Origin of the sequence: Glycomyces algeriensis, from assembly GCF_027622855.1 — a bacterium.
Taxonomy (GTDB): Bacteria; Actinomycetota; Actinomycetes; order Mycobacteriales; family Micromonosporaceae; genus Glycomyces; species Glycomyces algeriensis.
In genome coordinates this window covers 37469-48933 of the sequence record NZ_JAPZVR010000022.1, presented here as the reverse complement: position 1 = coordinate 48933, position 11465 = coordinate 37469, and the positions used below count along the sequence as shown (strand labels likewise).

Sequence of the window (11465 nt, the reverse complement as noted above, 5' to 3'; positions counted from 1 at the left end):
GTACTTCATTCGGGCGCCGGGCCCGTGGGCGGTGCCGCGTACACCGGTGCGGCGGCCATCCCGTGGTATTTGACGGCGAAGACGCGGGTGCAGTCCGCGCAGTGCCACCGGCCGCGCACATTCATGGCTCCGCCAGCTTCGCCATGACCGAAGTCGACCGCGCTGTCGGCTTCGGGCTCGTACGGCGTGAGGTCTTCCTCGCCGCAGTAGGGGCAGTAGTAAGGAACGACGCGTGCTGTCACTGCAATTCCGCATCGTCGGCCCGGTGGACCCACTGGGCGAAGGTCTCGCCTTCCGACCTGGCGGTGAGGTAGCGCCTGGTGAGGCGTTCCACATAGTCTCCGAGGTCGGCCGAGGCGACCTTGAGGCCGCGGGACTTGCGGCCGAGGCTCGCCGCGGAGGCGTGGCCGCCGCCGAGGTGGACCTGGAAGCCCTCGACCTGGTCGCCGGCCTCGTCGGTGACGAGCTGTCCTTTGAGGCCGATGTCCGCGGTCTGAGTACGGGCGCAGGCGTTGGGGCAGCCGTTGACATGGATGGAGATCGGCACGTCGAGTTCGGGGACACGCTTCTCCAGCTCCTCGACGAGGTCGCGGGCGCGGTCCTTGGTGTCGACGATGGCGAGCTTGCAGAACTGGATGCCGGTGCAGGCCATGGTGGCCCGGCGCCAGTTGGACGGCTCGGCCTCGAGCCCGATGGCGCGCAGGTCCACGACCGCGTCGCGCACCTTGTCCTCGGGGACGTCCAGGAGCAGGAGCTTCTGGAGCGGGGTGGCGCGCACGCGGTCGGAGCCGTACTTCTCGGCGATGTCCGCGAGCTGGTCGAGGATGGTGCCGGAGACGCGGCCGACGACCGGCGCGACGCCGATGTAGTACTTGCCGTCGGTCTGCTTGTGGACGCCGATGTGGTCGAGGAGCTTCTCGGGGACCGGGGGCTGCTCGAGGTCGGGGAGCTTGCGGCCGAGGTACGCGTCGGACTCGAGGACTTCGCGGAACTTCTCCGCGCCCCAGTCCTTGACGAGGAACTTCAAGCGCGCGCGGGTGCGCAGGCGGCGGTAGCCCCAGTCGCGGAAGATGCGGACCACGTTGACCCAGACCTCGACGATGTCGTCCTGGGAGACCCAGACGCCGAGGCGGGGGGCGAACATCGGGTTCGTGGAGAGGCCGCCGCCGACGTAGAGGTCGAAGCCGGGGCCGTGCTCGGGGTGGTGGGCGCCGATGAGCGAGATGTCGTTGACCTCGTACGGGCTGTCGGGCAGCCAGCCGATGGTCGACTTGAACTTGCGCGGCAGGTTGGAGAGGCTCTTGTCGCCGATGAACCGGTCGTAGATCTCCTGGATCTGCGGGGTCGGGTCGATGACCTCTTCGGTCGAGACGCCGGCGACCGGCGAGCCCATGATGACGCGCGGGCAGTCGCCGCAGGCCTCCTGGGTGTCGAGACCGACGGCCTCGAGGCGGCGCCAGATCTCGGGGACGTCCTCGACGCGGATCCAGTGGTACTGGACGTTCTCGCGGTCGGTGACGTCGGCCGTGTCGCGCCCGAACTCCTTGGAGATCCCGGCGATGGTGCGCAGCTGCGCCAGGTTGAGCTGGCCGCCGTCCATGCGCACGCGCATCATGAAGAACTTGTCGTCCAGCTCCTCCTCTTCGAGGATGCCGGTCTTGCCGCCGGCGATGCCGGGCTTGCGCTGGGTGTACAGGCCCCACCAGCGGAAGCGTCCGCGCAGGTCGGCCGGGTCGATGGAGTCGAAACCGCGATGGGCGTAGACGCCCTCGATGCGCTGGCGCACGTTGAGCGGGTTGTCGTCCTTCTTGGACTGCTCGTTCTTGTTGAGCGGCTCCCGGTGGCCCAGGGCCCACTGGCCTTGGCCCTTCGGGCGGGACGGTTTGCGCGTTGGCGTTGGCACAGTTCTCCTCATGCGGACACAGGTGTGGCGTGGTTCAACGGCAGAATGCCGGAAGGATTTAGCGGCGCATCAGACAGGCGGCGCTGAACACACGGCAGAAGTCGACGTGGCGGCGTGCCACCAGTCGGAGCCCATGTGCGCGAGACATGCCTGCAAGCATGCCACACATCTCAGCGCCTGGCATCTGTCGTCCCGCTGCTTGGACGGACCGTCACATACAGGAGCCGGGCCGGTCACATGACCGGCCCGGCTCACTTCGCGCGCTTGTCGAAGTGCGTTGCGCTTCACTACTGCAGGGCGCTGTGCTTGCCGCTTCGCCCGTTCCGTTCCTTCGTCACTGCAGGGCGCTGCGCTCTCTGCTTCGCCCGCTCCGTTCCTTCGTCACTGCAGGGCGCTGCGCTCTCTGCTTCGCCCGCTCCGTTCCTTCGTCACTGCAGGGCGAAGTCGACAACGGCCTCGGTGCCGCCTTCGGCGCGAGGGCGCATGTCGATGGTGCCGCGGAGCTCGCCGGTGACCAGGGTGTGCACGATCTGGAGCCCCAGGCGGGTGGAGCCGGCGATGCGGAAGCCGTCGGGGAGGCCCTTGCCCTGGTCGGAGACGGTGACGCGGAAGTGGTCGCCGTCGCGGGCGACGTTGATGACGACCTCGCCGTCCTGCCCGGGCGGGTAGGCGTGCTCGACCGCGTTCTGGATGAGCTCGTTGACGACCATGACCAGCGGCGTCGCGTACTCGCTCGGCAGGACCCCGAAGGTGCCCTCCCGGCGGAGCGTCACCTTCGACTCGGCGACCGAGACCTCGACGGCCATGGAGGCGACGCGGTCGACGATCTGGTCGAAGCCGACCGACTCGTCGCCCGACTGCGAGAGGGTCTCGTGGACCAGCGCGATCGACGCGACGCGACGCACCGACTCCTCGAGCGACTGGCGAGCCTGCGGGGACCCGACCCGCCGGGCCTGAAGCCGCAGCAGCGCGGCGACGGTCTGGAGGTTGTTCTTGACGCGGTGGTGGATCTCGCGGATTGTGGCGTCCTTGGTGACCAGCTCGCGGTCGAGGCGGCGGACCTCGGTGATGTCGCGCACGAGCACGAGCGCGCCGGCGGCCTTGCCGCCCGGGCGCAGCGGCAGCGCGCGCATGAGCACCGTGGCGCCCTTGGACTCGATCTCCTTGCGGCGCGGGGTGCCCCCGGCGAGCGCGTCGGCGATGCGGCGGGCCGCGTCCGCGCCCACGTCGGAGTTCGACGGCAGGCTGCGGGTGAGTTCGGCGAGGTCGCGGTCGCGCAGGTGCCCGGTGACGCCCATACGGCGGTAGGCGGAGAGCGCGTTCGGCGAGGCGTAGCGGACGAGGCCGTCCGAGCCGATGCGGACCAGGCCGTCGCCGATGCGCGGCGCGGTGGTCGGCTCGCCGGGCAGCAGCGGCGGCGGGAAGCCGCCGTCGGTGAGCATCTGCACCAGGTAGTCGGCGGTCTTGAGGTAGTTCAGCTCCAGGTGGGAGGGGCTGCGGGTGTCCGAGAGGTTGGTGTCGCGGGCGGCCACGGCGATGACCTCGCGGCGGTCGCGGCGGCGCACGGGGATGGCCTCGTGGCGGGCGGCGACGTCCCCGCGCCAGACCGGGTCGCCCTCGCGGAAGATCCGGCCCTCGGTGAAGGCGATGTGCAGGTGCTGGGCGTCCTCGCCTTCGAGGATGCGGTTGACCTGGTCCTCCTCGTAGGCGGTCGGGCCGGTGGTGGGCCGGACCTGCGCGAGGCAGACGTACCGGCCGGGGTGGTCCTTGACCGCGCCCCAGAGCAGGAAGTCGGCGAAGGAGAGGTCGGCGAGGAGCTGCCATTCGGCCACGAGCCGCTGCAGGTGCGCCGCGGAGTTCGAGGTCAGGTCGGTATGCGCGCTGATGACGTCGCGGAGAGTGGACACCGGTCCAATGTTAGCGACCGATCCACCTTGACCTAAGGGCCGTTTCAGGGCAAATCCGACAAGGGTCGTGAGGAGCCGGCACGAAAGCGGAGCGGTACTTGCGAACGAGCGAGCCGCTGCCCAGATTTGTTCTGAGGCTGCGGCCCGCCCTGACCTCAACGGCGCTCTACCCCCTGCTACGGGAGGGTCATGTCGGGCTTATCCAGCTCCTCGACGTTCACGTCTTTGAAGGTCAAGACCCGCACGTGCTTGACGAAGCGGGCCGGGCGGTACATGTCCCAGACCCACGCGTCGCTCATCTCGACCTCGAAGTAGGTCTCGGCGTCGGCCCCCCGCACGTGGACTTCGACAGCGTTGGCCAGGTAGAACCGCCGCTCGGTCTCGACGACGTAGGTGAACTGCCGCACGATGTCCCGGTACTCCCGGTACAGCTGCAGCTCCATGTCGGTCTCGTACTTCTCGAGGTCCTCGGCGCTCAACGCTCCTCCTTCTCAACGACGGTTCCCACGATAGTGCGCGGGTGCCCCGGTCCGCTCGCGGCTCTCGCAGCGAACGGCGGCGAAGCCGCAAAACGATGCGGTCGCGGTGTCCTGGTTTCACCTCGGCCGGTGCCGCCAAACCCGTTCAAACCCGGGCGGCCGGGGCGACGCGCGCGGCGACGTTCGCATAGGACTTGCGGTGCAGTTCGCACGGGCCGAAGCGCCGCAGCGCCGCCTCGTGCATCGCCGTGCTGTATCCCTTGTGGATAGCAAACCCGTATTCGGGGTGGTCGCGGTCGATTTCGACCATGATCCGGTCCCGCGTGACCTTGGCGACCACGCCCGCAGCCGCTACACACGCGGCAGTGCGGTCGCCTTTGACCACACCCAGGCTGCCGGGCAGTCCCGGCACCGCGAAGCCGTCGGTGAGCACGTACCCGGGCCGCTCGGGCAAGCGCGCGACCGCGACCCGCATGCCCTCGAGGTTGCAGACGGCGATGCCGCGCCGGTCGATCTCGTCGGGGCCGTACGCGACCACGCTGATCTCGGCCTGGGACCGCCGCAGCCGCTCGAAGACCCGCTCGCGGGCGGCCTCGGTGAGCAGCTTGGAGTCGTTGAGCTCGTCGAACCGCGCGCTCGGCGGCAGCCGCACGGCCGCCACGACCAGCGGTCCGGCGCAGGCGCCGCGGCCCGCCTCGTCGGCTCCGGCGACCGGGCCGAGGCCGCGCCGGTGCAGCGCGGCCTCCAGCGCGTACAGGTCGCCGTCGCGCCTGATGCGGGAGGGAGCGGGACGGAGCATGGGCTCAGGACGGCGCCGGGACGTCGTCGAAGGTCGCGGGAATCTTGAACCAGGTGAAGTCGTCGACCGGCCAGAACAGCACGAAAGCCTTGCCGATGACGGCGTCCACCGGGATCGTCGAGGAATCGATGTCGCCGCCGGTGCGCACGTACCGCTCGCGCGAGTCGCCCGAGGCCGAGCGGTGGTCGCCCATGACCCACAGGCGGCCCTCCGGCACGACCACGTCGAACGGGTCCTGCGAGGAGAGGTCCTGCTCACCCGTCATCGGGTTCGTGTACAGGTAGGACTCTTCTTCGAGCGGTTCGCCGTTGATCGTGATGTTGCCCTCGTCGTCGGCGACGATGTGGTCGCCGCCCACGGCGATCACGCGCTTGATGAACTCGTCCTCCTCCATGACCGAGCGCCAGGACTCGGGGGCGGTGAAGACGATGATCTCACCGCGCTCGGGCTCGGAGAAGTCGTAGACGAGCTTGTTGACGAGCACCCGATCGTTGATCAGGAGCGTGTTCTCCATCGAACCGGAAGGGATGTAATAGGTCTGGACGACCCAGGTCCGCACCACGATCGCCACGAGAATGGCGACGCCGAGCAGGATCGGCAGTTCTTTCCAGAACGATCCCTTCTTCTTGGGCTGCTGTTCTTTGGAGGTCTCCTCGGCGCTCTCACCGTCAGCGCCGGGCGCTTGCCCTTCATCGATCACGGTCCGAGTCTACGCGGTCGCGCTCTCGACCCATGGGCCAGCATCACCGTGCCGGGCAAGGAAGGCGGCTGCTGCCAGGCGGTATTCCAGCCTGCGGGCACGCCGTCACCCACGGTCCCGGAGGCGGACTGCTCCCCCGCCGCCTCGCCGGTCTCGTCGAGGACGTCGAACGCGTCGGGGATCTCGAGTTCGCGGGCGCGGTCGGTGGGCCAGACGAGGGCGATGGCGCGGCCGATGATGTTCTCCACCGGCACGGTGCCCGAGCATCGGGAGTCCGAGGAGTCGCCGCGGTGGTCGCCCATGACCCAGACCTCGCCTTCGGGCACGGTGAGCTCCTCGAAGCGCCGCGCGCCGCACACGCCGGGCTCGATCTCCAGCGGCGAGTTCTCGTAGACGTACGCGTCCTCGTGGAGGGACACGCCGTTGACGACCACATTGCCGTCCTCGTCGCAGCAGGAGACGGTGTCGCCGCCGACCGCGATCACCCGTTTGATGAAGTCCTTCTCATCGGGCTTCGCGAGGCCGATGAGGTCGAGCACGCCGGTGGTGAAGGCCGAGAACGCGCCGTCGTCGCCGGTGGCCGGCCGGTACTCGGGGTCCCAGGAGTCGGTGCCGCGGAAGACCACGACCTCGCCGCGCTGCGGGGTGCGCAGCGTGTTCGTGAGCTTGAGGACGAGGACCTTGTCGCCCTCCTGGAGGGTCTGCTCCATCGACCCGGAAGGGATGTAGAAGGGCTGCACGGCGAACGTGCGCAGCAGCACGGCCGCCGAGAACGCGATGACGAGCAGCAGGGGCAGCTCGACCCACAGCGACAGGTACTGGCGCTTGTGCGGCTGCGAGAGGCGGCTCTCGGACCCCTTGCCGCCCTTGGGCTTCCCGCTCGGCTCCTCCGCGACGTGGTCGTCGGAGGCGGTGGCGCGCCCGACCGCGCTCACCCGTTCGCGCTCGGCGGCCACGCGGTCGTGGGCGGCCGAAGGGGTCTCCGGGCGGCGGAATGTGCGGGTCGCGTCGAGGTCCTTGCGGAGGCGGTGCGTCGACTCGGTGCTGGAGCCGGATCCGACGATCGGGGACGGCGCGCCGGGAGGGCGCGCAGGAGCGGGTGGCGGGGCGTCCGGGCCGCCGGGACCGGGGAGGCGGTCCCAACCGATGCGGCGGGGCCCCTTCCCCCCGCCGGGGGTACCAGGACTCATGTGCTGAGGGTAGCGGACTGTGCTCCTGCTCGGTTCCCAAGCTTCGCCGCCTGGGCTCGTGCCCGGCTCCGGCTGCGCTCATGGTCAGCACGCAAGCTTCGCCGACCGTGCTCATGCTCGGCTCGCAAGCTTCGCCGACCGTGCTCATGGTCGGCTCGCAAGCATCACCGAGTGCGGGCAGCGAAAAACCCCGGGCGATGCCCGGGGTTTTCCGAAAGCTCGTGCCGGAGACCGGCGGTGGAGCGACGCGGCTTAGAGCTCGCGCTTCTCCTTGATCTTGGCGGCCTTGCCCTTGCGGTCGCGCAGGTAGTACAGCTTCGCGCGGCGGACCTTGCCTCGCATGGCGATCTCGATGGTGTCGACCATGGGGCCGTGCACCGGGAAGGTGCGCTCGACGCCGATGCCGTAGCTCAGCTTGCGGACCGTGAAGGTCTCGCCGATGCCCGCGCCGTGGCGGCGGATGACGACGCCCTGGAACACCTGGACACGGGACCGGGCGCCTTCCTGGACTCGGACGTTCACCTTGACGGTGTCGCCGGGACGGAAGTCCGGCACGTCGGCGCGCATGGAGGCGGCGTTCAGCTCATCCAGAATGTTCATTGGTTTCGGTCCTCTTGGTTGGTAATGCTCAGAAGTCCTGCCGGGAGAGGTACCGCTTGAACGAACGGCACGTCACGGGAACTCACCTACTCTGCCACACCCTGCTCGGGCAGGGCGAACCCGACCCCTTCGAGGAGGAGCCGGTCACGTTTGTCGAGGCTACCCGGGTCGAGCCGCTCCAGCAAATCCGGGCGGGCCCGCGCGGTGCGAAGGAGTGCCTGCTCACGCCGCCAGCGGTCGACCTTGCCGTGGTCCCCCGAGAGGAGCACGGGCGGCACCTCGTACCCGCGCCATTCCGCCGGGCGGGTGTATGCGGGGGCCTCCAGGACCCCGGCGGTGTGCGACTCGTCGTCGAGCGACGCCGCGTTGCCGAGGACGCCGGGCACGAGCCGGGTGACGGCCTCGATGATCGCGAGCACCGCGACCTCGCCGCCGAAGAGCACGTAGTCGCCGATGGAGACCTCGGTGACCTCCATGCGGTCGGCCGCGTAGTCGACGACCCGCTGGTCGATGCCCTCGTAGCGGCCGCAGGCGAACATGAGCCACGGCTCGGCCGCGAGCTCGTGCGCCATGGCCTGCGTGAAGGGCCGCCCCGCGGGGCTGGTCACCAGCAGGCGCGGCTTCGCAGGCCCGGCGGCGCCGGTCGGCGCTTCGGGGATGAGCTCGTCGAAGCACTCGCCCCACGGCTGCGGCTTCATGACCATCCCGGCGCCGCCGCCCGCGGGGGCGCCGTCCACCGAGTGGTGCACGTCGTGGGTCCAGCGGCGCAGGTCGTGGACGGTGAGGTCGATCATCCCGCGCTCGCGGGCGCGCCCGATGAGCGAGAGGTCAAGCGGCTGAAGGTATTCGGGGAAGACCGTGACGACGTCGATCTTCATCAGAGGTCCAGCAGGCCCGGCGGCAGGTCCACGTTGACGATCCCGGCCTCGAGGTCGACCTCGACCACCATGTCGGCGACGAACGGGATGAGCGCCGGCGTCCGGCCCTGGCGCTTGACGACGAGGGTCTCGTAGGCGGCGCCGTGGTCGATGCGGCTCACGGTGCCGACCTCGCCGGCCTCCTTGTCGACCACGGTGAGGCCCAGGAGCAGCGTGTCGTGGACCTCGTCCTCTTCGGCGACCAGCTCTTCCTCTTCGACCTCGACGCTGAGCAGCACGCCGCGCAGCAGTTCGGAGGCGTTGCGGTCCGAGTGGCCCTCGAACCCGATCATGGGCCGGCCCTGGTGCCAGCGCACCGTGACGGCCTTGAGCGGCGCGCCCTTGAGCTGGCCGCCCTTGGTCTGGTATTCGACGCCGGGCTGGAACCGGGTCTCGGGATCGTCGGTGCGGACCTCGACGACGACTTCGCCGCGCAGGCCGTGCGGGCGCACGATCCGGCCGACGACCAGCACTTCAGACAAGAGAAAACCCCTTTTTGGCGGTACTACCTGTAAAACGCCGGAACGGCCCCGAGGGAACCCCGGGGCCGTCACGGCGCAGCTTGCAAGCCGTAAATGTTGCAGAGCCGAATAAGACTCAGTAGGAATCGACGACTTCGACACGAATGCCTTTGCCGCCGATCGAGCCGATGACCTGGCGCAGTGCGTTGACGGTGCGACCCCCGCGGCCGATCACGGTCCCGAGGTCCTCCGGGTTGACCCGGACCTCGAGCCGCTTGCCGCGGCGGGAATCGACCAGACGGACACGGACGTCGTCAGGATTGTCGACGATGCCTTTGACAAGGTGTTCAAGCGCCGGTCGCAGCACGATTACTCCCCTTTGGTCTCAGAGGCCTCGTCGGCAGCGGCCTCGACCTCTTCAGTCTTAGCCGATTCGTCGGCCTTGGCGGCGGACTTCTTCGACTTCGGCGCGGCCTTGGCGGCCTCCTCCGAGACGTACGCCTTCGAGGGGTCGATGCCCGACTCCTTGAGGGCGGCCACGTAGAGGCTCTCCTTCTCCGGCTTGGGCTCGGCGACCTTCAGCGGGGCCGGCGCGGGCAGGCCCTTGAACTGCTGCCAGTCGCCGGTCTTGCGGAGGATGGCCTTGACGGTGTCGGACGGCTGGGCGCCCACCGAGAGCCAGTGCTGGATGCGGTCGGACTTGACCTCGATCCGGGACGGGTTCTCCTTCGGGTGGTAGATCCCGACGTTCTCGATCACCTTGCCGTCGCGCTTGACGCGCGAGTCGGCGATGACGATACGGTACTGGGGAGTACGGATCTTCCCCATTCGCGTGAGGCGAATCTTAACTGCCACGTTTTGTTACTCCTGTAGTAAGGATCACGTTAGCGCGCACGACGTCCAGGGGAATTACTCCGGATTTCGTTCGCGCCGAAACTTGGCCTTGCGTCACGGTAGTTGAGAGGGCTTCCGTCCCAAAGCTCATGTACAGCGACCGAGTCTAGCGCATCGGGTGATCAGTACGAACGCGCGAGGTACGCGATGAGACCCGACTCATCCAGGGAGTCCGGCACTGAGCCGTCCTCGCGCTGGAGCACGCGCACCGTGACCGCCGACTGGGCGGCCCGCTGCTCGCCCTCGACGCCGCAGGCGTCCCAGGGGAGGCGGGCGTATCCGGTCTGGGCGGCTTCGACCGCTTCCTCGACGGTGGACACGTCGTTCGTGAGCGACTCGCGCCGCGCCACGGCCTCGTCCCACAGCTGGTCCTGGGCGCCCTGGAGGGCGGCGGCGACGGCCTCGGCGAGCATCCCGATCGGGACGGTCTGCTTCGTGCCCTCGACGCGGCTGGCGATGGTCGCCTCGCCGTTCTTGAGGTCGCGGGGGCCGATCTCGATGCGCACGGGGTAGCCCTTGAGCTCGGCGTCCACGGCGCGGCGGCCGAACGCCACATCACCGCGGTGGTCGAGCTTCACGCGGATCCCGGCGTCCTTGAGCTCGTCGTAGACCTTCCGCGCGGCGTCCTGGACCTCTTCGGTGTCCTTGACGACCATGACGAGGACCTGCACGGGCGCGAGCTTCGGCGGCACCCGCAGGCCCGCGTCGTCGCCGTGGCCCATGATGAGGCCGCCGACCATGCGGGTCGAGGTGCCCCAGGAGGTGGTCCAGCCGAAGGCCTGCTTGCCGTCCTTGCCCTGGAACTGGATGTCGAAGGCCTTCGCGAAGTTCTGGCCCAGCTCGTGCGAGGTGCCCATCTGGAGGGCCTTGCCGTCGCGCATGAGGGCCTCGACCGCGAAGGTGTTGAGGGCCCCGGCGAACCGCTCGGCCTCGGTCTTGATGCCGCGCAGCACCGGCAGCGCCAGCACGTTCTCCATGAAGTCGGCGTAGACCTCGTGGAGGATGCGCAGCGTGAAGGCGTGCGCGTCCTCGTAGCTGTCGTGGACGGTGTGCCCTTCCTGCCACAGGAACTCCGAGGAGCGCAGGAACAGGCGGGTGCGCAGCTCGTAGCGCATCACGTTGCACCACTGGTTGAGCAGCAGGGGCAGGTCGCGGTAGGAGTTGACCCACTTCGACATGTACTCGCCGATGATGGTCTCCGAGGTGGGCCGGATCGCCAGCTTCTCCTCGAGCTCCTTGCCGCCGCCGTGGGTGACCATCCACAGCTCGGGGGCGAAGCCCTCGACGTGGTCGGCCTCGCGGGTGAAGTAGGACTCGGGGATGAGCAGCGGGAACGAGGCGTTCTCCGTGCCGGTCTCCTTGATGCGGGCGTCCATCTCGTCGACCATGCGCTCCCACAGGGCGAAACCGGTCGGTCGGATCACCTGCGAGCCCTTCGCCGGGCCGTTCTCGGCCAGCTGGGCCTTGGCGATGACGTCCTGGTACCAGCGAGGAAAGTCCTCGCCCTGCGGTGTGAGTACATTGGCCATAATCAGCGATTCTAGTGGTCGCGCCCATTGGCGCCGCAATCGGATGAGACCGCTTGGGGGCCGCGTCTCCATGACCGAACGCCTCG

The 11465-nt window shown here is 69.0% G+C and carries 13 protein-coding genes; all 13 read right to left on the bottom strand.

Translation table 11 applies throughout. From position 1 onward, the window contains the following. Positions 1-5: 5 nt before the first annotated feature. On the bottom strand, positions 6-242 hold the full coding sequence (locus O2L52_RS23610; protein ID WP_270118600.1) for a hypothetical protein: 237 nt from the start codon (positions 240-242) through the stop codon (positions 6-8). Next, positions 239-1915: a nitrite/sulfite reductase gene (locus O2L52_RS23605; RefSeq protein ID WP_344473193.1), complete on the bottom strand. Its 1677-nt coding sequence runs from the start codon at positions 1913-1915 to the stop codon at positions 239-241. The genes O2L52_RS23610 and O2L52_RS23605 overlap by 4 nt, the downstream gene beginning before the upstream one ends. A 416-nt stretch (positions 1916-2331) precedes the next feature. Further along, on the bottom strand, positions 2332-3810 hold the full coding sequence (locus O2L52_RS23600; protein ID WP_270118596.1) for a sensor histidine kinase: 1479 nt from the start codon (positions 3808-3810) through the stop codon (positions 2332-2334). A 176-nt stretch (positions 3811-3986) separates the two neighbouring features. Next, positions 3987-4289, bottom strand: coding sequence for a DUF2469 domain-containing protein (locus O2L52_RS23595; protein WP_091040324.1), 303 nt, complete (start codon positions 4287-4289; stop codon positions 3987-3989). A gap of 145 nt (positions 4290-4434) precedes the next feature. Further along, positions 4435-5088 carry a ribonuclease HII gene (locus O2L52_RS23590; RefSeq protein WP_270118594.1) on the bottom strand — a complete coding sequence of 218 codons (654 nt, stop codon included), beginning with the start codon at positions 5086-5088 and terminating at the stop codon, positions 4435-4437. Between the two features lie 4 nt (positions 5089-5092). Continuing rightward, positions 5093-5788, bottom strand: coding sequence for a signal peptidase I (gene lepB / locus O2L52_RS23585; protein WP_270118592.1), 696 nt, complete (start codon positions 5786-5788; stop codon positions 5093-5095). Continuing rightward, a complete protein-coding gene (lepB, locus tag O2L52_RS23580; RefSeq protein ID WP_270118589.1) occupies positions 5785-6978 on the bottom strand; it encodes a signal peptidase I in 1194 nt (397 codons plus the stop codon). Before lepB (O2L52_RS23580) ends, lepB (O2L52_RS23585) begins: the two co-directional genes overlap by 4 nt. 252 nt (positions 6979-7230) lie before the next feature. Further along, the gene (rplS, locus tag O2L52_RS23575; protein ID WP_270118586.1) at positions 7231-7578 is read right to left on the bottom strand and encodes a 50S ribosomal protein L19; all 348 of its coding nucleotides are present in this window, start codon (positions 7576-7578) and stop codon (positions 7231-7233) included. A gap of 86 nt (positions 7579-7664) precedes the next feature. Next, complete coding sequence (gene trmD / locus O2L52_RS23570; RefSeq protein WP_270118584.1) at positions 7665-8456, bottom strand: tRNA (guanosine(37)-N1)-methyltransferase TrmD; 792 nt, start codon at positions 8454-8456, stop codon at positions 7665-7667. Beyond that, entirely contained in the window at positions 8456-8968 is a 513-nt protein-coding gene (gene rimM / locus O2L52_RS23565; RefSeq protein ID WP_270118633.1) for a ribosome maturation factor RimM, read from the bottom strand. The genes trmD and rimM overlap by 1 nt, the downstream gene beginning before the upstream one ends. A 124-nt stretch (positions 8969-9092) precedes the next feature. Beyond that, positions 9093-9326, bottom strand: a complete 234-nt coding sequence (locus O2L52_RS23560) for an RNA-binding protein (RefSeq protein WP_344473217.1) — start codon at positions 9324-9326, stop codon at positions 9093-9095. Then, positions 9326-9811 (bottom strand): 30S ribosomal protein S16, encoded by a 486-nt coding sequence (rpsP, locus tag O2L52_RS23555; RefSeq protein ID WP_270109069.1) that lies wholly within the window; start codon positions 9809-9811, stop codon positions 9326-9328. Before rpsP ends, O2L52_RS23560 begins: the two co-directional genes overlap by 1 nt. A gap of 161 nt (positions 9812-9972) precedes the next feature. Continuing rightward, a complete protein-coding gene (gene proS, locus O2L52_RS23550) occupies positions 9973-11379 on the bottom strand; it encodes a proline--tRNA ligase (RefSeq protein ID WP_270118582.1) in 1407 nt (468 codons plus the stop codon). Positions 11380-11465 lie beyond the last annotated feature (86 nt).

What these genes read in the sequence shown, in the direction of transcription:
- O2L52_RS23605 (WP_344473193.1), bottom strand. Translation starts at nt 1,915, where the DNA reads ATGAGGAGAACTGTGCCAACGCCAACGCGCAAACCGTCCCGCCCGAAG.
- O2L52_RS23590 (WP_270118594.1), bottom strand. Translation starts at nt 5,088, where the DNA reads ATGCTCCGTCCCGCTCCCTCCCGCATCAGGCGCGACGGCGACCTGTAC.
- lepB (WP_270118589.1), bottom strand. Translation starts at nt 6,978, where the DNA reads ATGAGTCCTGGTACCCCCGGCGGGGGGAAGGGGCCCCGCCGCATCGGT.
- rplS (WP_270118586.1), bottom strand. Translation starts at nt 7,578, where the DNA reads ATGAACATTCTGGATGAGCTGAACGCCGCCTCCATGCGCGCCGACGTG.
- trmD (WP_270118584.1), bottom strand. Translation starts at nt 8,456, where the DNA reads ATGAAGATCGACGTCGTCACGGTCTTCCCCGAATACCTTCAGCCGCTT.
- proS (WP_270118582.1), bottom strand. Translation starts at nt 11,379, where the DNA reads ATGGCCAATGTACTCACACCGCAGGGCGAGGACTTTCCTCGCTGGTAC.